Annotated in this window: 17 protein-coding genes and 2 pseudogenes; 9 read left to right on the top strand and 10 right to left on the bottom strand. The window is 62.3% G+C overall.

Translation table 11 applies throughout. The annotated features are described in order from the left end of the window. Positions 1 to 233: 233 nt before the first annotated feature. The 4 genes from dnaN to NKJ67_RS00250 all read left to right on the top strand — a co-directional run bounded on the left by dnaN (position 234) and on the right by NKJ67_RS00250 (position 3,961). Positions 234 to 1,352: a DNA polymerase III subunit beta gene (dnaN, locus tag NKJ67_RS00235; RefSeq protein ID WP_023811387.1), complete on the top strand. Its 1,119-nt coding sequence runs from the start codon at positions 234 to 236 to the stop codon at positions 1,350 to 1,352. Positions 1,353 to 1,535: 183 nt separating this feature from the next. Continuing rightward, positions 1,536 to 2,681 (top strand): DNA replication/repair protein RecF, encoded by a 1,146-nt coding sequence (gene recF / locus NKJ67_RS00240; protein WP_352554691.1) that lies wholly within the window; start codon positions 1,536 to 1,538, stop codon positions 2,679 to 2,681. A gap of 31 nt (positions 2,682 to 2,712) precedes the next feature. Further along, entirely contained in the window at positions 2,713 to 3,468 is a 756-nt protein-coding gene (locus NKJ67_RS00245) for a molybdopterin-synthase adenylyltransferase MoeB (protein ID WP_352580075.1), read from the top strand. 4 nt (positions 3,469 to 3,472) lie between these two features. Further along, the gene (locus NKJ67_RS00250; protein ID WP_352580076.1) at positions 3,473 to 3,961 is read left to right on the top strand and encodes a GNAT family N-acetyltransferase; all 489 of its coding nucleotides are present in this window, start codon (positions 3,473 to 3,475) and stop codon (positions 3,959 to 3,961) included. A 33-nt stretch (positions 3,962 to 3,994) separates the two neighbouring features. On the opposite strand, the gene NKJ67_RS00255 is transcribed toward NKJ67_RS00250, so the two are convergent. Continuing rightward, positions 3,995 to 4,996, bottom strand: coding sequence for a 2-hydroxyacid dehydrogenase (locus NKJ67_RS00255; RefSeq protein WP_023811391.1), 1,002 nt, complete (start codon positions 4,994 to 4,996; stop codon positions 3,995 to 3,997). 220 nt (positions 4,997 to 5,216) lie between these two features. Here NKJ67_RS00255 and NKJ67_RS00260 point away from each other — a divergent pair, with 220 nt between their 5' ends. After that, positions 5,217 to 5,777: an SH3 domain-containing protein gene (locus tag NKJ67_RS00260; protein ID WP_127267923.1), complete on the top strand. Its 561-nt coding sequence runs from the start codon at positions 5,217 to 5,219 to the stop codon at positions 5,775 to 5,777. A gap of 68 nt (positions 5,778 to 5,845) precedes the next feature. Here NKJ67_RS00260 and NKJ67_RS00265 read toward each other — a convergent pair whose 3' ends face one another. Together NKJ67_RS00265 and irrA are read right to left on the bottom strand one after the other, a co-directional pair. Then, positions 5,846 to 6,010, bottom strand: coding sequence for a DUF4260 family protein (locus NKJ67_RS00265; protein WP_372337958.1), 165 nt, complete (start codon positions 6,008 to 6,010; stop codon positions 5,846 to 5,848). Between the two features lie 19 nt (positions 6,011 to 6,029). Further along, positions 6,030 to 6,461, bottom strand: coding sequence for an iron response transcriptional regulator IrrA (irrA, locus tag NKJ67_RS00270; protein ID WP_024503471.1), 432 nt, complete (start codon positions 6,459 to 6,461; stop codon positions 6,030 to 6,032). Between the two features lie 243 nt (positions 6,462 to 6,704). Between irrA and fabA the strand changes: the two genes are divergently transcribed. The 4 genes from fabA to NKJ67_RS00290 all read left to right on the top strand — a co-directional run bounded on the left by fabA (position 6,705) and on the right by NKJ67_RS00290 (position 11,067). Beyond that, the gene (gene fabA, locus NKJ67_RS00275; protein WP_013527885.1) at positions 6,705 to 7,220 is read left to right on the top strand and encodes a 3-hydroxyacyl-[acyl-carrier-protein] dehydratase FabA; all 516 of its coding nucleotides are present in this window, start codon (positions 6,705 to 6,707) and stop codon (positions 7,218 to 7,220) included. A 50-nt stretch (positions 7,221 to 7,270) separates the two neighbouring features. Continuing rightward, positions 7,271 to 8,491 carry a beta-ketoacyl-ACP synthase I gene (fabB, locus tag NKJ67_RS00280; RefSeq protein WP_127267922.1) on the top strand — a complete coding sequence of 407 codons (1,221 nt, stop codon included), beginning with the start codon at positions 7,271 to 7,273 and terminating at the stop codon, positions 8,489 to 8,491. Between the two features lie 13 nt (positions 8,492 to 8,504). After that, positions 8,505 to 9,317 carry an enoyl-ACP reductase FabI gene (gene fabI / locus NKJ67_RS00285; protein ID WP_352580077.1) on the top strand — a complete coding sequence of 271 codons (813 nt, stop codon included), beginning with the start codon at positions 8,505 to 8,507 and terminating at the stop codon, positions 9,315 to 9,317. A gap of 205 nt (positions 9,318 to 9,522) precedes the next feature. Then, the gene (locus tag NKJ67_RS00290; RefSeq protein ID WP_127807962.1) at positions 9,523 to 11,067 is read left to right on the top strand and encodes a putative bifunctional diguanylate cyclase/phosphodiesterase; all 1,545 of its coding nucleotides are present in this window, start codon (positions 9,523 to 9,525) and stop codon (positions 11,065 to 11,067) included. Positions 11,068 to 11,082: 15 nt separating this feature from the next. Here NKJ67_RS00290 and NKJ67_RS00295 read toward each other — a convergent pair whose 3' ends face one another. The 7 genes and pseudogenes from NKJ67_RS00295 to rbfA form a co-directional block, all read right to left on the bottom strand. Continuing rightward, positions 11,083 to 12,102 carry a class I SAM-dependent methyltransferase gene (locus tag NKJ67_RS00295; protein WP_352580078.1) on the bottom strand — a complete coding sequence of 340 codons (1,020 nt, stop codon included), beginning with the start codon at positions 12,100 to 12,102 and terminating at the stop codon, positions 11,083 to 11,085. Between the two features lie 106 nt (positions 12,103 to 12,208). Further along, a complete protein-coding gene (gene pnp / locus NKJ67_RS00300) occupies positions 12,209 to 14,356 on the bottom strand; it encodes a polyribonucleotide nucleotidyltransferase (RefSeq protein ID WP_127318977.1) in 2,148 nt (715 codons plus the stop codon). Positions 14,357 to 14,634: 278 nt separating this feature from the next. Then, positions 14,635 to 14,946 carry a 30S ribosomal protein S15 gene (gene rpsO / locus NKJ67_RS00305; protein WP_269470859.1) on the bottom strand — a complete coding sequence of 104 codons (312 nt, stop codon included), beginning with the start codon at positions 14,944 to 14,946 and terminating at the stop codon, positions 14,635 to 14,637. A 140-nt stretch (positions 14,947 to 15,086) separates the two neighbouring features. Beyond that, positions 15,087 to 16,181, bottom strand: a complete 1,095-nt coding sequence (gene corA, locus NKJ67_RS00310) for a magnesium/cobalt transporter CorA (RefSeq protein ID WP_127270701.1) — start codon at positions 16,179 to 16,181, stop codon at positions 15,087 to 15,089. Between the two features lie 44 nt (positions 16,182 to 16,225). Next, positions 16,226 to 16,465 (bottom strand): annotated as a pseudogene (gene truB / locus NKJ67_RS35100) (tRNA pseudouridine(55) synthase TruB); the annotation flags it as partial. A gap of 101 nt (positions 16,466 to 16,566) precedes the next feature. Then, a pseudogene (gene truB / locus NKJ67_RS00315) lies at positions 16,567 to 17,236 on the bottom strand (tRNA pseudouridine(55) synthase TruB); the annotation flags it as partial. After that, the gene (gene rbfA, locus NKJ67_RS00320; protein WP_128306960.1) at positions 17,236 to 17,676 is read right to left on the bottom strand and encodes a 30S ribosome-binding factor RbfA; all 441 of its coding nucleotides are present in this window, start codon (positions 17,674 to 17,676) and stop codon (positions 17,236 to 17,238) included. The gene rbfA and the pseudogene truB (NKJ67_RS00315), both read right to left, overlap by 1 nt. Between the last annotated feature and the right edge of the window lie 46 nt (positions 17,677 to 17,722).

A 17,722-nucleotide genomic window follows, 5' to 3' on the forward strand; every position in this document is an offset into this window, starting at 1 on the left:
CGGGCTCGTGGCGCCGCCTGGAAGCGATCTGGATTTCGGTTTTACGACACTGGCTCGCGGACTTCGGGCGCGTTATCCCCAGAAAGCCCGCCTAGCCGGCCTGAACCGGTGGCGCGGGCTTGCGTTTGCTGGTTTTTTCCTGTCAGTTTACGCAGATTCTGAGCCTGTTCAGACCTTTCGCGGGACGCCGCTCACTGGTGACCCGTCATTCATTCAAGCGAGCCTGTTTCGTCATGCGTGTTATCCTGGAACGGTCAAATCTCCTGAAGTCGCTCAACCACGTCCATCGTGTGGTCGAGCGGCGAAACACCATACCGATCCTGTCCAACGTGCTGCTCAGCGCCGAAGGCGCCAGCCTTGAAATGAAGGCGACCGATCTCGACCTCGAGGTGACCGAAGCGACGCCCGCCAAGGTGGAGCGCGGCGGGGCGACGACAGTCCCGGCACATCTGCTCTACGACATCGTGCGCAAGCTTGCCGATGGCGCCGAGGTGATGCTGAAGACGGACGAGGACGGCAACGCCATGACGGTGACGTCTGGCCGCTCGAGCTTCCGCCTTCAGTGTCTGCCGCAATCCGACTTCCCGGAGCTCTCGGCCGGATCCTTCTCGCATATCTTCCGTCTCGACTCGGTTGCCCTGAAAGGCCTGATCGAGAAGACCCAATTCGCCATCTCCACCGAGGAGACGCGCTATTACCTGAACGGCATCTACCTGCACACGCATGAGGTCGGCGGCAAGCTGAAGCTGCGCTCGGTGGCGACCGACGGCCACCGCCTGGCGCGCGCCGAGATCGATGCGCCAGCGGGTTCCGAAGGCATGCCGGGCATCATCATTCCGCGCAAGACGGTGAGCGAGCTGCAGAAGCTCGTCGACGATCCGGATGTCGCGGTCACCACCGAACTGTCGGACACCAAAATCCGCTTCACCATCGGCAGCGTGGTTTTGACCTCGAAGCTGATCGACGGCACCTTCCCCGACTATCAGCGGGTCATTCCGACCGGCAACGACAAGAAGCTGATCATCGACCGCCAGAGCTTTGCCGCCGCCGTCGATCGTGTCTCGACCATCTCTTCCGAACGCGGCCGCGCGGTGAAGCTGTCGATCAGCGAGGGTCAGGTGACGCTTGCGGTCAACAATCCGGATTCAGGCAGCGCCACCGAAGAACTGTCCGCCGACTATTCATCCGATCCGATCGAGATCGGCTTCAACGCCAAGTACCTGCTCGACGTTGCCGCGCAGCTGACCGGCACGGAGGCCAAGTTCATGCTGGCGGATGCCGGTTCGCCGACACTGATCCACGACATGGCCGACGAGACCGCGCTTTATGTGTTGATGCCGATGCGGGTGTAGCGGCGCGGTGTCAGCACTTCGGTCCTGTTGTGAACGGCGGCAAGCGCGATATTTACGGCAACTCCTAGAGCAATTCCAGGAAAAGTGTGAAGCGGTTTTCCGTCCGGAATTGCGTCAAAACAAAGAGATAGAGCGGTTCTGCGTTTCTGTGAAACGATGGAGCGCTCTATAGGCGGATAGCGGTTGCCGGGACAGAACCATATAAGTAAGCTAACACTTACTAATTTCCGCAACTATGCGGCGCTGACGATCGATCTGGCGCCAGGTGCCGTGGTTTTTTCCGGCGACAACGGCGCCGGCAAGACCAATCTCCTCGAAGCGATCTCCTTTTTGACACCAGGGCGTGGCTTGCGCCGCGCCCCTTACGCGGATGTCGCACGCGAGGGCGGCGACGGCGGCTTTGCATTGCATGCCCGGCTCGACGGACCTGACGGCCAAGTCGAGATCGGAACAGGCATTTCCGGCGGCGACACCGCCGGCGAAGGCGGCAGGCGGGTGCGCATCAATGGAGCTCCGGCGCGTTCGGCCGAGGACATGCTGGAATGGCTGCGCGTGGTGTGGCTGACGCCGGCCATGGACGCGTTGTTCACCGGGCCGGCCGCGGATCGCCGGCGCTTTCTCGACCGGCTGGTGCTGGCGATCGATCCCGGCCACGGGCAACGTGCGATCGACTACGAGAAGGCGATGCGTGGCCGTAACCGCTTGCTTACTGAAGGCTCTCGAGACGACCGCTGGTTCGACGCTATCGAGACGCAGATGGCCGAAACCGGTGTGGCGATCGCCGCCGCGCGGGCCGAGATGGTGCGTCTTCTCGCCGCCATGATCGACAGGCTGCCCGACACAGGACCGTTTCCGCAGGCCGACATCGGCCTTTCGGGCGATCTGGAAGCCGAGATTGCCGTCGCGCCGGCAGTCGATGTCGAGGAACGCTTCCGCCGGACGCTTGCCGACGGCCGTGAGCGCGACCGCGCCGCCGGGCGCACGCTCGATGGCCCGCATCGTTCGGACCTGATGGTTCGGCACCGCCCCAAGGCGATGCCGGCCGAGCTTTGCTCGACAGGCGAGCAAAAGGCGCTGCTGGTCGGCATCGTGCTGTCGCATGCAAGGCTGACCGGCGAAATGTCGGGCATGACACCGATCCTGCTGCTCGACGAGATCGCCGCGCATCTCGACAGCCGGCGCCGCACGGCGCTGTTTTCCATCCTGGAGGAACTGAACTGCCAGGCGTTCATGACAGGAACCGATGCTGCGCTGTTTTCCAGTCTCCAGGGACGCGCGCAATTCCTGACTGTCGACCATGGGACGGTTGGGCCAACCGAAGATCCCTGACAAGGTTTTTCAGTCCCTGTATGATCAGGCAATGACCACTGCCGCCCTGACCGCAGACGAGATCGAACGCTATGCCCGCCACATCGTGCTGCCGGAGATCGGCGGAGCCGGCCAGCAAAGGCTGAAACAGGCCCGGGTGCTGGTCATCGGCGCTGGCGGGCTGGGCGCGCCGGTGCTTGAATATCTCGCCGCCGCCGGCGTCGGCACACTAGGCGTGGTCGATGACGACACCGTTTCGCTGTCCAATCTGCAGCGCCAGGTCATTCACGGTACCGACACTGTCGGCCTGCTGAAAACCGATAGCGCCAAGGCGGCAATCGCTCGCATCAATCCCAACACAATTGTTGAAGCGCACACAATCCGGCTGACCAAGGACAATGCGCCCGCCCTCGTCGCCCGCTATGACATCGTCGTCGACGGTTCCGACAATTTCGAAACGCGCTATGCCGTGGCCGATGCCTGCGCGAGCGAAGGCAAGCCGCTGGTGCATGCCGCCGTCGGACGCTTCGATGGTTCGGTAACGGTGCTGAAGCCATTCGAAGACGGCAAGGACGGCAAACCCAATCCAGGCTATCGCGATCTGTTTCCCGAGGCGCCGCCGCCGGGCCTGGTGCCGTCCTGCGCCGAAGCCGGCGTGCTTGGCGCGCTGGCCGGTGTCGTCGGCACGTTGCAGGCCATGGAGGCGATCAAGCTGATCACCGGCGTCGGCGAACCGCTGGTCGGCCGGCTGCTGCTCTATGATGGGCTGGCGGCGCGCTTCGACACCATCCGCTACAAGAGAAGCTGAATTCTTGGACCGGATCGAAGCTGTCTCCATCACGCGGATCCCGACCGATTTCGACCGCTGGGACGATGTGCTCGCATTGATCATGCGCGCTTTCGCCTCGATGGACGGCGTCATCGACCCGCCCTCCTCGGCCCACCTTTTGACCACCGACACTCTGCGGGACAAGGCGCGGTGGGAGACCGGCTTCGTCGCGCTCAAGGGCGATCGGATCGTCGGCTGCGTCTTTGCCCTTGAAAAGGTGACAGAGTTCTATGTCGGCAAGCTCGCGGTCGCGCCGGACTGCCAGGGACAAGGCATTGGCCGGCGGCTGATGCAGGCGGTCGAAGACCTTGCCCGCAGCCGCGGCAAGACGGCAATCGAGCTTCAGACGCGGATCGAGCTGACCGGGAATCATGCGGCCTTTGCTCGCCTCGGCTTTCGCGAAACTGAACGTACGGCGCACGAGGGCTATGCCAGGCCGACCTCGATCACCATGCGCAAAGCCATCCCGTAAGGTTTATCTTACGGTTTGTGGGCCGCGACAGCGTCAGGTCCTGAGCGGCAGCACCCGATCCGGCGGGCGGTGGCCGTCGACGAAGGCGCGGATATTGATGATGACCTTCTCGCCCATGTCGATGCGGCCCTCGAGCGTCGCCGAGCCCATATGCGGCAAAAGCACGACCTTGTTCTTGGCGGCGAGCTTCAGCAGCTTGCTGTTCAAGGCCGGCTCATGCTCGTAGACATCGAGCCCGGCGCCGGCGATCTTGCCGTCCTGAATCAGCTTGACCAGCGCTTCCTCGTCGATGATGTCGCCACGTGCGGTGTTGACGACATAGGCAGTCGGCTGCAGCAGCGCCAGCCGCCGCGCCGAAAGCAGATGGAAGGTTGCCGGCGTCGAGGGACAGTTGACCGAGATGATATCCATGCGGGCCAGCATCTGGTCGAGGCTTTCCCAATAGGTCGCCTCCAACCCGTCTTCCACGGCCGGCAGCACGCGGTGGCGATTGTGATAATGGATCGACAGTCCGAAGGCCTTGGCCCGCCTGGCGACGGCGGTGCCGATGCGGCCCATGCCGACAATGCCGAGCCGCTTGCCCCAGATGCGCCGGCCCAGCATCCAGGTCGGCGACCAGCCAGCCCATTTCTTGTCACCGGTGAGCACATTGGCACCTTCCGCCAGCCGCCGCGGCACCGCCAGCATCAGCGCCATGGTCATGTCGGCGGTGTCCTCGGTCAGGACATTCGGCGTGTTGGTGACGGTGATGCCCCTCTTGGCCGCGGCCGCGACATCGATCTTGTCGACGCCATTGCCAAAATTCGCGATCAGTTTGAGGTTGTCGCCGGCCTGGGCGATCAGTGCGGCGTCGATCTGGTCGGTTACCGTCGGCACCAGCACGTCGGCCTCCTTGACCGCCGCGACCAGTTCCGGCTGCGTCATCGGCCGGTCCTCGACATTCAGCCTTGCGTCGAACAACTCGCGCATGCGGGTCTCGACGGGGTCGGGCAGCTTTCGCGTGATGACGACGAGAGGCTTCTTTTTGCCTGCCATTGTTTTCCCTCCCGAGTACTTGCCGCAATTCCGAACGCAAAACCGCATCACACTTTTGCTGGAATTGCTTCTAACCCGATCTCGTTGAGACCTCTTTAACCAAGACCGGCGAAACTGAAAGCCGGTCGCGGTGCCGATTACTCCCTGTAACAAGCGGTGCCGCCGAAGACAAAGAAAAAGGGGCGCCGAGGCCGATGGGCAAGCGCCGAAAGGAATGAAAGTGTCTGGTTTCGCGTCGCTTCGCCTGACCCTCAGCGCAGCATTTCTCGGCGCTCTGCTTTATTCTCCGCTTGCCGTGGCGCAGAGTGCCGCTGCACCTGCCCAGGGCGTCGTCACGCTTGGTCCGAGTGGCCTGCCGCTGCCGCGCTTCGTCAGCCTGAAATCCGGCCGCGTCAACTCGCGCGTCGGTCCCGGGGCCAACTACTCGGTCGACTGGATGTATATGAAGGCCGGCCTGCCGATGGAGATCATCCAGGAATTCGACACATGGCGCCGCGTGCGCGATGCCGATGGTTCGGAAGGCTGGATCAACCAGTCGCTGCTGTCCGGCCGGCGCACAGCAATCGTTGCTCCGTGGCAGCGCGGCAAGGGTGCCCAGATCAACCTTCTCAACAGCCCCAACAAGGACGCAAGGGTGGTCGCGATGGTCGAGCCGGGCGTCATGGGCACGATCAAATCCTGCGACGGCCAGTGGTGCGAAATGACATTCGATGGCCACACAGGCTGGCTTGCCCAGTCGATCGTCTGGGGCGCCTATCCCGGCGAACGGGTCAAGGACTGATTCTTGACCCAGAATCTTAACCCCGATCCTTCACGGCCCGGTTTGGGTGTGTTGAAATTCAGGTCAGCCTAGCGCCCGATACGGCCGAGATGGGTGTCCTGAAAGCCGGTTGGCAGCTTCAGGCCATAGGCCAGCGCACGGTCGATGGCGATGTGCGCGATCCAGATCAGCGCAACCGCCATCGCGGCCGCATTGCCCCACATGTGCCCGCCGAGCAACAACAGCACGGGCACGGTAAGGGGGCCTCGCCGGTCATTCGCGGCGTTTGGGGCGCAGCCTCACCACGATATCGACATTGGCGATCTCCATCCCTTCCGGCGGCTCCGGCAGGTTGGCGACCGTCACCGGACCACTGTCGATGTCGAATATGCGGTTTTCGCCTTCGATGTAGAAATGGTGGTGGTCGGAGGTGTTGGTGTCGAAATAGGTTTTCGCGCCCTCCACGGCGAGGATGCGCAAAAGTCCCGCCTGGGTAAACTGGTGAAGGGCATTGTAGACGGTGGCCAGCGACACCGGCACGCCGGCGGCAACCGCCTCCTCGTGCAGTTCCTCGGCCGACAGATGCCGGTCGCCCTTGGCGAAAAGCAGATCGGCCAGCGCAATGCGCTGACGCGTCGGCCTCAGGCCAGCTTCACGGACCCGCTTGTCCACAGCGACATTTTCCTTCCGGCCGTCCAGGTCCATCTTCTCGTCGAACCCCACAGTTCCGCCCCAAGACACGCCCAGAATGGCAAAAAAATGAACGTCTGCCGAAACCGGACCTCTCAGGACATATATTCTGTCGTCCGAATGCGATCAATAGCGCGCATTGACCCAGGCAGACGAGCAGGCTAAGCGCAAACGCCGGTTTCCGGCCTGAAACAGATTGTGTTAGGAAACCAACGACAAGGGCACCCGATAGCCCGGAACGATATGGGGATGAGATTGATGGCGGGTAAATCCAGCTACGAGTACGACGAATTGCTGGCCTGCGCCCGCGGCGAACTGTTCGGACCGGGCAACGCCCAGCTTCCCTATCCGCCGATGCTGATGTTCGACCGCATCACCGAGATCAGCGAGACGGGCGGCGCCTTCGAGAAGGGTTTCATCCGCGCGGAGTTCGACATCAAGCCGGACCTGTGGTTCTTTGCCTGCCATTTCATCGGCAATCCGATCATGCCGGGGTGCCTCGGCCTCGACGCCATGTGGCAATTGACGGGCTTCTATCTTGGCTGGCTGGGCGAACCCGGCAAGGGGATGGCGCTGTCGACCGGTGAAGTGAAATTCAAGGGCATGGTCACGCCCTCGGTGAAGAAGGTCGAATATGGCATCGACTTCAAGCGCGTGATGCGGGGCCGGCTGGTGCTCGGCATCGCCGATGGCTGGCTGAAGGCGGATGGCGAACCCATATACGCGGCAACGGATTTGAAAGTCGGTCTGTCCAAGCAGTCGGCGGTTGGCTGACCGGCATCCCTGGCCAGCTCTCTGGCCAGCACCCCTGGAAGGAGTTGCGAATGAGACGTGTCGTAGTCACAGGCATCGGCATTGTGTCGTCGATCGGCAACAATGCCAACGAGGTGCAGACCTCTCTGCATGACGCCAGATCCGGCATCAGCTTCTCCGATTCCTTCGCCGAACACGGCTTCCGCTGCCAGGTCTGGGGAGCGCCGACGCTCGATCCATCGGCCATGATCGACCGCCGTGCGATGCGCTTCCTGAGCCAGGGGGCTGCCTGGAACCATGTCGCCATGGATCAGGCGATCGCGGATGCGGGCCTCGGCGAGAGCGACATCACCAATGAGCGCACCGGCATCGTCATGGGATCGGGCGGACCATCCACCCGCACCATCGTCGAAGCTGCCGAAACGACGCTGAAGAACGGCAGTCCCAAGCGCATCGGTCCGTTCGCGGTGCCGAAGGCAATGTCGTCGACCGCATCGGCGACGCTTGCCACCTGGTTCAAGATCCACGGCGTCAACTACTCGATCTCGTCGGCCTGTTCGACCTCGGCGCATTGCATCGGCAATGGCTATGAATTGATCCAGTGGGGCAAGCAGGACATCATCTTTGCCGGCGGCCACGAGGATCTCGACTGGACGATGTCGGACCTGTTCGACGCCATGGGCGCCATGTCGTCGAAATTCAACGACAACGCATCGACCGCTTCCCGCGCCTATGACGCCAATCGCGACGGCTTCGTCATCGCCGGCGGCGCCGGGGTGCTGGTGCTGGAAGAGCTTGAGCATGCCAAAGCGCGCGGCGCGAAAATCTATGCCGAGATCGTGGGCTATGGCGCGACGTCGGATGGTCACGACATGGTTGCCCCTTCAGGCGAGGGCGCAGTCCGCTGCATGCGCCAGGCGCTGGCCACGGTTTCCACACCGGTCGACTACATCAACACCCATGGTACCTCGACGCCGGTGGGAGATTCCAAGGAAATGGGAGCGATCCGCGAGGTGTTCGGCCCAGAGATGCCGTATATCACCTCGACGAAGTCGCTGACCGGCCATTCGCTGGGCGCGGCCGGCGTGCAGGAATCCATCTATTCGATCCTGATGATGCAGGGCGGCTTCATCGGCGAAAGCGCCCATATCGAGACCCTCGACCCCGAATTCGAGGGCATGCCGATCGTGCGAAAGCGCATCGACGACGCCAGGATCGACACTGTCTTGTCCAATTCGTTCGGCTTCGGCGGCACCAACGCCACGCTCGTTTTCCAGCGCTATTCCGCATAAGGATTTGCCGGCCATGGACGGATTGATGAAGGGCAAGCGCGGGCTTGTCATGGGTGTCGCCAACGATCATTCGATCGCCTGGGGCATCGCCCGGAAATTATCCGAACATGGCGCGGAACTCGCCTTCACCTATCAGGGTGATGCCTTCGGACGCCGGGTCAGGCCGCTGGCCGACAAGCTCGGCGCCTCGCTGGTCGTGCCGTGCGACGTCGAGGACAGCGCCTCTGTCGCGGCCACGTTCGAGACTCTGGGCAAGGAATGGGGCGGGCTGGATTTCGTCGTCCACGCCATTGGCTTTTCCGACAAGAACGAGCTGAAAGGTCTCTACGCCGACACCAGCCGGGACAATTTCGTCCGCACCATGGTGATCTCCTGCTACTCCTTCACCGAGGTCGCCCGCCATGCGGCCACTTTGATGAAGGACGGCGGATCGATGATCACGCTGACCTATGCGGGGTCGGTCCGCGTCATGCCGAACTACAATGTCATGGGCGTCGCCAAGGCAGGGCTGGAGGCGAGTGTCCGGTATCTTGCGAACGACTACGGTCCGCGCGCCATCAGGGTGAACGGCATATCGGCTGGACCGGTGCGCACGCTTGCCGGCGCCGGCATTTCCGATGCGCGCCACATGTTTTCCTACCAGCAGCGAAACTCGCCGCTGCGCCGCACGGTGACCATCGACGAGGTCGGCGGCTCGGCGCTTTATCTGTTGTCGGATCTGTCTTCCGGGGTTACCGGCGAAATCCACTATGTCGATTCCGGCTATCATATCGTTTCCATGCCGACGCTCGACGAATTGAAGCAGACCGACGGCGGGCGAGACTAACGCCTTCCGGCCAAAGGTGCGCGACGGTTTTGAAATGGCGGACATTTGAAGATACGAAGCTTAAAGCGCGCCAACTGAATCGTTTCAGCGCCAGCGCATTGATCCGCTCAAGAAATACTTTCGGTCCAATAAAATTGGATTCATTCGCGGAAACTCATTTTAAGGAGATATCCGCTAGAAAGCCCCGTACTCAGGGGAACTTTCAATGCTCGCCGTCAGCAACCCGAAGCGAACACCGGTGTTCCGACTGCTCACCATAGCGAGTTCGGGTCTCGGCAGTTTCGTCCTCGGGCTCTGGGGCCTGAAGCTCGGTCTCGGCGATGGTTTTGCCGGCATCTCGGCGGACTTGATGGTCCCGGTGATGGCCGCTCTTTGCGCACTGGCGGCGTCGGTCGCCGCGATGTCCTTCTTCGCCGGCGTCGATGAATCGGCGGATTTCGTCTTCACGGAAACCCATTTCGACAAGCTGACCGGCCTGGTGGCACGCCCGGCGATGGTCGGCAAGATTGCCGAGGCGGCATGCGCGACCAGCCGGACCGGCGAGCCGATGTTCCTCATCGATATCGACATCGACCGCTTCAAGCAGATCAATGACGCCATCGGCTACAGCCAGGGCGACGAGTTGATCCGCGCCTTCACCAAGCGCTTGAAGACGTGCGTGCCACCGCGCGCGCTGATCGGGCGCATCGGCGCCGGTGAATTCGCGATCCTGCTGCCCGACAATCAAGTCTCAGGGTCCTTGGAAAGCACCATAGAGAGGCTCATCGACGAGATGATGGAGCCCTATGATCTCGGTACGCACCTGCAATCCGTCAGCCTGTCGGTCGGCATCGTGGCGATGCCAAAGGACGGCGTCGATCCGGTCCTCATCCTGCGCCGCTCCAATCTGGCGCTGCAGAACGCGCGCGCCAGCGGCGTCGGCAACTGGTCGGTCTTCCATGCCGAAATGGGCAGGGTCGCCGACCATCGCCAATGGATCGAATCCGAACTGCACATAGCCTTCGAACGTGGTGACTTCGACCTTCATTACCAGCCGCAGCTCGATCTCCCGACCGGCCGCATCGTCGGGTATGAAGCGCTTATCCGCTGGCGGCATCCGGAACGCGGCATGATCCCGCCTATGGAGTTCATTCCGATCGCCGAGGAAACCGGCATGATCGGCCCGATCGGCGAATGGGTGCTGCGCAAAGCCTGCAGCGACGCCCGGCATCTGCCCGACGACTGCTTCGTCGCCGTCAACATCTCGCCCGTCCAGTTCATGACCAAGGATTTTGTCGGCATCGTGCGCGACGCCATGACGAGCACCGGCATCAAGCCGTCGCGGCTGGAGCTGGAAGTGACCGAGACGGCGATGATGCAGGACCGCGACCGCGCCGCCGCCATCCTGAAGGAGCTTGCGGATATGGGCATCTCGGTCGCCGTCGACGATTTCGGCACCGGCTATTCCAATTTGAGCTACCTGATCGATTTCTCGTTCGGCAAGCTGAAGATCGACCGGTCCTTCGTCAGCCGCCTCGACACCGATTCCAGCTCGGGTGCGGTCGTCTCGACCATCGTCGGGCTGTCGCGCGCGCTCGGCGTCAGCATCATTGCCGAAGGCGTCGAGACCGAAAGCCAGGCGACGCTGCTCAGGGCAGCCGGCTGCGAGGTGGTGCAAGGCTACCTGTACGGCAGGCCGGCCCCCCTCAAGATCAGGGTCGGCGACGTGCATGTCACCGATGAGGTCCGACGCGTCGCCAATCTGCATTGAACGCGGTGCATTGTATCAACGACGAGCGACAAGCACCTTGAACATGCCGTCGCGGGCGAGTTCGGCATGGCTCGAAAAAGCGGCCGCCAGTATCGGCTCATAGGGAAGCTGGCGGTTGGCGACCATGAACAGCCGACCACCTGGTTTCAAGGCCTTGGCCGCCGCGCGGATCATACCGGCGCCGATCTCCGGCTCGGCCGCCCGGCTGCGGTGAAAGGGCGGGTTCATGGCGATCGCGTCGTAGCGCTTCTCGACCGGTTCCTTCAGCAGATCGATCCAGAAGAAATTCCTGGCGATCGACTGGCCGACCCCTGCCAGATGGAGCTTTGCGGCTTCGAGCGAGGCGAAATCGGCCTCATAGAGGTCGAGCGCTGAAATGCCCGGTGAGCGGACGGCGATCTCGGCAGCCAGATACCCCCAGCCGGCGCAGAAATCGGCAATGTTGCCACGCAGATCATTGGGCAGGTTCTCGACCAGCAATTTCGAGCCGGTATCGATCCGGTCGAAGGAAAACATGCCGGGCGCGGTGCGGAACCGGTTTTCAACCAGCAGAGCGGGATTGGCGGCGCGCAGTTCTTCCGCGGCGGCGAGGTCCGCGGGACGGCGTAACCAGAAGGCGATGCCGTGATATTTTGGCAGATGGCCCTCCAGCGGCACAAGTTCGTCAACGCGCTTGCGCAGGCTGGCAATGCCATCGTCCTTGCCGCCGCCAACGACGACCAAGCCGCCCGGCGCCACACGCTCAAGCGCCTCCGCGAGGCGCACTTCGTTCAGACCCCGATGCCGGCCGGCAAGCACAAGTGCCATATCGAAGCCATCGCCTTCCACTTGCGCGGTGACGACGCAGCCAGACGCCTGCAGCGCGCTAAAATGCGGCCGGAAGCCCTGCACGAGGTGAAGCGTCGCCTCGAAGCCTTCAGGCAGGCGAAAACCCGGCTCAGCGCCGAGAAACAGGGCGCGCGTGCCCTTTCCCGGCAAAGAAACAGCCTCGGCCTCGAAGGGATGGAAAAGCGTCTTCAACGGCTCGGCGGACATTGTTCGATCTCGACTTGTCTGGGCGATTTGAAAGTGAAAACCGGGGCTGAAATGAAAACGGGCGCGACATAAGCCGCGCCCGCTTCAATTCATGAACTCAAGACGTTCAGGCGGCGTTTTCTTCGCCTTCGGTCTTCTTGTCGCGGGCGAGTTCCTTGCCGGTGGCCTGGTCGACGACCTTCATCGACAGGCGGACCTTGCCGCGCTCGTCGAAGCCCATCAGCTTGACCCAGACCTTGTCGCCTTCCTTGACCACGTCCGAGGTCTTGGCGACCCGGTCGTTGGCAAGCTGCGAGATGTGGACGAGGCCGTCACGCGGGCCGAAGAAGTTGACGAAAGCGCCGAAGTCGGCGGTCTTGACGACCGTGCCTTCGTAGATCTCGCCGACTTCCGGCTCAGCGACGATGGTGTGGATCCACTTCTTCGCCGCCTCGATCTCCTTGGCGTTGGACGAAGCGATCTTGACCGTGCCGTCGTCCTCGATGTTGATCTTGGCGCCGGTCTTTTCGACGATCTCGCGGATCACCTTGCCGCCCGAGCCGATCACGTCACGGATCTTGTCGGTCGGGATGTGCATCACTTCGATGCGCGGTGCAAACTCACCCAGTTCCGAACGCGCGCCGGTCAGAGCATGCGCCATTTCGCCGAGGATGTGCTGGCGGCCATCCTTGGCCTGGTCCAGCGCGATCTTCATGATCTCCTCGGTGATGCCTTCGATCTTGATATCCATCTGCAGCGAGGTGATGCCGTTCGCGGTGCCGGCGACCTTGAAGTCCATGTCGCCGAGGTGATCCTCATCACCAAGGATGTCGGACAGAACGGCGAAACGCTCGCCTTCCTTGATCAGGCCCATGGCGATACCGGCGACCGGCTTTGCCAGCGGCACGCCGGCATCCATCAGCGCCAGCGAGGTGCCGCAGACGGTGGCCATCGACGACGAACCGTTGGACTCGGTGATCTCCGAGACGACGCGCAGCGTGTAGGGGAACTGGTCGGCACTCGGCAGCATCGGGCGAATGGCGCGCCAGGCGAGCTTGCCATGGCCGATTTCGCGACGGCCCGGCGAACCCATGCGGCCGGTCTCTCCGACGGAGTAGGGAGGGAAGTTGTAGTGAAGAAGGAACTTCTCCTTGTACATGCCGGTCAGCGAATCGACATATTGCTCGTCCTCGCCGGTGCCGAGCGTTGCAACGACCAGCGCCTGGGTCTCGCCGCGGGTGAACAGCGCCGAACCGTGGGTGCGCGGCAGGACGCCGACTTCGGAAACGATCTTGCGGACCGTCTTGAGGTCACGGCCATCGATGCGCGAGCCGGTGTCGAGGATGTTCCAGCGCACGACCTTGGCCTGGAGTTCCTTGAATACCGAACCGATCTGCTCGGAAGTGTACTTGGCGTCTTCGCCTTCTGCCGGGGCAAACGCTGCCTTGACCTTCGCCTTGACGGCGTCGACGGCGGCGTAGCGCTTCTGCTTGTCGACGTTCTTGTAGGCATTGCTGAGTTCGTCGCCGACGATCTTCAGCATCTCGGCTTCAAGCGCGGAATAGTCCGGCGCGGTGAAGTCGCGCGGCTCCTTGGCGGCGACTTCGGCCAGCTTGATGATGGCGTCGATGACCGGCTGGAAGCCCTTGTGGCCGAACATGACGGCGCCGAGCATCAGCTCTTCGCCCAATTCCTTGGCCTCGGACTCAACCATCAGCACGGCGTCGGTGGTGCCGGCGACGATCAGGTCGAGCTTCGATTCCTGCATCTCGTCGACATGCGGGTTGAGCACGTATTCGCCGTTGATATAGCCAACGCGGGCGCCGCCGATCGGGCCCATGAAGGGCACGCCCGAGAGCGTCAGGGCAGCCGAGGTGGCCACGATCGACAGGATGTCGGGATCGTTCTCGAGGTCATGCTGGACGACGGTGACGACGATCTGCGTGTCGTTCTTGTAGCCGGAGGCGAAGAGCGGGCGGATCGGGCGGTCGATGAGGCGGGAAACCAGCGTTTCCTTCTCGCTCGGACGGCCTTCACGCTTGAAATAGCCACCCGGGATCTTGCCGGCGGCGTAAGTCTTTTCCTGGTAGTTGACGGTCAGCGGGAAGAAATCGAGGCCGGGCTTCGGCTCCTTCATCGAAACAACGGTGGCGAGAACCTTGGTCTCGCCGTAGGTGGCGAGCACCGCGCCGTCAGCCTGGCGTGCGATCTTGCCGGTTTCGAGGATGAGCGGACGGCCGCCCCATTCGATTTCCACTTTGTGGTGATTGAACATGTCTTGTCCTTAATATGAGGAAAGGGCCGCGCCGTTTCACGGTGCGCGGATGCCCTTTCCCTGGCTTCCTTTCTCGGGCAGCCACGGGCAAGACAACGGGAAGCTCGGGTAATTTCGGCGCGGCGAGCGCGCGCGAGCGTCCTGCAATCCTGCCCCATGACCGTCCATGGGCGGTTTCGAGTGCCCTCTGCACGATCGAAACCGGGTCTGGCCAGTCGATGCGACTGGCAGAATGCGCGACCGGCGGGCTCTCCTTCGAAAGCCCGCCGGTCAATTCGTCAACGGCGCAGACCGAGCTTCTCGATCAACGTCTGGTAGCGCGCGTCGTCCTTGCGCTTGAGATAATCAAGCAGGCTGCGGCGCTGAGAGACGAGAGCAAGCAGACCACGGCGGGAATGGTTATCCTTCTTGTGGTCCTTGAAATGGTCGGTCAGGTTCTTGATGCGCTCGGAAAGGATGGCCACCTGGACTTCCGGAGACCCGGTATCGCCCTTGGCGGTTGCGAATTCACCCATCAATTCCTGTTTGCGCTCGGCAGTAATCGACATCGTGTTTTTCCTTATCTGTTTGAGGAAACGGGTCGCCCTCAGCCGGGATGTCGTCCAGCAGGGGCCGGTGCAAGCAAAGCGTCACAGCGCTATGCTGCGGCGCATATAGTGCAATTCCCCGGAAAACACCAGCCCAATTCACCAGCCGGCTTTTCAGGCCCAAAATGGCAGGTTTATCCTTGTCAAAGCCATTTCTTCCATTTGAAGAAGGCGATCAGCCCGAACGCGACAAGCGCCATGAACAGCAGCGACAAGGGATAGCCATAATAGGCCTTCAGTTCCGGCATGTTCCAGGGCGAAGACTCCGGGTCGAAATTCATGCCCCAGATGCCGACCAGGAAGGTGAGCGGCATGAAGATGACCGATACGATGGTGAGATAGCTGATGACGTCGTTGGTGCGCGCCTGGCTCAGCGACAGGTGCATCTCGATCAGGCCGGTCAGCATGTCGCGCTGGGTTTCGACCAGTTCGATCAGCCGCAGCGCATGGTCGAGCGTGTCGTTGAGGAAGATCTTGGTCTCGGCCTTCACATAGGGCACATCGTTGCGGATCAGCGTCGCCAGCGCATCGCGCATCGGCCAAAGCACGCCTTTCAGCACGTTGGCGTCGCGCCGCAATTCATGCAGTTGCCGCATCTGATGCTTGTGCGGCGAATGCAGCATCTCGTCCTCGATGCTGTCGACCGTGTCGCCGGCGGCCTCGATCGGCGGAAAGTAGCTGTCGACGATGGCGTCGATCAGCGCATAGGCGAGGTAATCGGCGCCCCGGGCGCGCAACCGGTTGGGCGCCGAACTTTCGATGCGCTTGCGCACCGGATCGAACGGGTCGCCTTCACGCTCCTGGAAGGTGACGACGAAGTTGCTGCCGAAGAAGACGGCGATCTGCTCATAGCGATGCGAGGTGACGTCGTCGATCATCCTGACGACGACGAAGGCATGGTCCTCGAAGAAGTCGACCTTCGGCCGCTGGCCGGTGTTGACGACGTCCTCCAGCGCCAGCGGATGCAGGCTGAAAATGCGGCCGATCTCCTCGATCAGCGGGATGTTGGCGAGGCCGGTGCAGTCGAGCCAGAGGACCGGCCATTTGTCGCAATGGGTGTTGAGGTCGTCGATGCTGGCATTTTCGATGGTTTTGAATTTTTCGGGCGAGATCAGCGTCAGCCTGAGTTCGCTGCGACGCGCCGAGGGGTCGGCGATCAGCGTGCCAGGCGACGCACCGACCGGCGGCCGGCGCGTTTTCACCGGCGCCCGTTTGTTCACCGCTTCGGCCTTTGCCATGTGCCCCTCGAACGTAGAGTCGAACTGAAGTTAGACGAGAGCCGTCACCCGGCAAAGACCCGCTTGGGCTTGAACATGCCTTGCTCGATGGCACCGATGGCGACCAGCTTGCCGCGCGCCGTGGCGCAGGCTTCCTCGGCTTCCACCGGTGCATCGCGGCCGCGGATGATGACCGGGTTGCCAAGGCGGATCTTGGTCGCCGCATCGTCGCTGATGGCGATCTGCGGCAGGCAATCGAGGGCAGCCGATGTGTCGACCAAGAGCGCATCGATGGCATCGAAGTCGATTGGCACTTCCACCTTGTCGGCAGCCTCTGCCGTGTCGGCGGCTACCGTAGCGTCGGCGATATCAGTCGCGTCTGCGTTTCCCTCCACCACGCCGAAACGGGCAGCTTCCAACTCGGCGATGGTAACGAAGTCCTCCGAGGTGAACGGTTCGACCTCGACCCGGCGCAATTCGGAGATATGGCCGAAACAGCCCATGTCGCGGCCCATGTCGCGGGCCAGCGAACGCACATAGGTGCCCTTGCCGCACTCGACCTCGAAAACAGTATGGTCGGCGCCATGCTCGACAACGTCCAGACGGCCGATCTCGATCTCTCGCGCGGGTATGTCGACCGTCGCACCGTCGCGGGCCAGATCATAGGCGCGCTCGCCGGCGATCTTGATGGCCGAGAATTGCGGCGGCGTCTGCATGATGACGCCGGTGTATTTCGGCAGCAGGGCGAGCACCTCGGCTTCCGACGGACGCAGATCGGACTCCTTCGTCACCGGACCTTCGAGGTCATCGGTCGAACGCTCCTGTCCCCAGGCAACGGTGAAGCGATAGATCTTGGCGCCGTCCTGCACGTAGGGAACGGTCTTGGTGGCCTCGCCAAGCGCGATCGGCAGCATGCCGGACGCCAGCGGATCGAGCGTGCCGGCATGGCCGGCTTTTTCCGCCTGGAATAGCCATTTGATCTTGGAGACGGCTTCGGTCGAGCCCATGCCGACCGGCTTGTCCAGGATCAGCCAGCCCGAGATCGGCCGGCCCTTCTTCTTGCCGCGGCGCGCCACTATTCGGTGTCCTTGTTGTCGTCTTTGTCCTGGTCCGCGTTTTGCTGGTCCTCAGGACTCAGATCGCGCGCCACTTCCGGCGATTTCAAGAGGTCGTTGATCCTGGCGAAATTGTCGAAGGAGGTGTCGAGCTTGAAGCGAAACTCCGGCATGAATTTCATCTGCCGCAGCGCGCTGGAAACACGGCCACGGATGAATTTCGCATGCTTGTTCAGCGCCTCGACCACCGCATCGGTATCCTTGGCGCCGAGTGGCGAAACGAAAGCGGTAGCGACCTTCAAATCGGGCGACATGCGCACTTCCGAGACCGACACCACGGTGTTCTCGATCAGCGGATCGATGATCTCGCCGCGCTGCAGGGTTTCGGACAGCGCATGGCGCACCTGTTCGGCGACGCGCAGCATGCGCTGGGATGGGCTGGATGTGGTTGGACGGGGCATTTTTCTCTATCCTGAAGCGTGAGGCGCGGGATGGGACCGTGCCGCA

The organism is Mesorhizobium sp. M0088 (assembly GCF_040322895.1).
GTDB lineage: Bacteria > Pseudomonadota > Alphaproteobacteria > Rhizobiales > Rhizobiaceae > Mesorhizobium.

Bases quoted from the DNA above. Each gene is read 5' to 3' on its own strand.
- dnaN (WP_023811387.1), top strand. From the start codon at position 234: ATGCGTGTTATCCTGGAACGGTCAAATCTCCTGAAGTCGCTCAACCAC.
- NKJ67_RS00245 (WP_352580075.1), top strand. From the start codon at position 2,713: ATGACCACTGCCGCCCTGACCGCAGACGAGATCGAACGCTATGCCCGC.
- NKJ67_RS00255 (WP_023811391.1), bottom strand. From the start codon at position 4,996: ATGGCAGGCAAAAAGAAGCCTCTCGTCGTCATCACGCGAAAGCTGCCC.
- irrA (WP_024503471.1), bottom strand. From the start codon at position 6,461: ATGGACCTGGACGGCCGGAAGGAAAATGTCGCTGTGGACAAGCGGGTC.
- fabA (WP_013527885.1), top strand. From the start codon at position 6,705: ATGGCGGGTAAATCCAGCTACGAGTACGACGAATTGCTGGCCTGCGCC.
- fabB (WP_127267922.1), top strand. From the start codon at position 7,271: ATGAGACGTGTCGTAGTCACAGGCATCGGCATTGTGTCGTCGATCGGC.
- fabI (WP_352580077.1), top strand. From the start codon at position 8,505: ATGGACGGATTGATGAAGGGCAAGCGCGGGCTTGTCATGGGTGTCGCC.
- NKJ67_RS00290 (WP_127807962.1), top strand. From the start codon at position 9,523: ATGCTCGCCGTCAGCAACCCGAAGCGAACACCGGTGTTCCGACTGCTC.
- NKJ67_RS00295 (WP_352580078.1), bottom strand. From the start codon at position 12,102: ATGTCCGCCGAGCCGTTGAAGACGCTTTTCCATCCCTTCGAGGCCGAG.
- pnp (WP_127318977.1), bottom strand. From the start codon at position 14,356: ATGTTCAATCACCACAAAGTGGAAATCGAATGGGGCGGCCGTCCGCTC.
- corA (WP_127270701.1), bottom strand. From the start codon at position 16,181: ATGGCAAAGGCCGAAGCGGTGAACAAACGGGCGCCGGTGAAAACGCGC.
- rbfA (WP_128306960.1), bottom strand. From the start codon at position 17,676: ATGCCCCGTCCAACCACATCCAGCCCATCCCAGCGCATGCTGCGCGTC.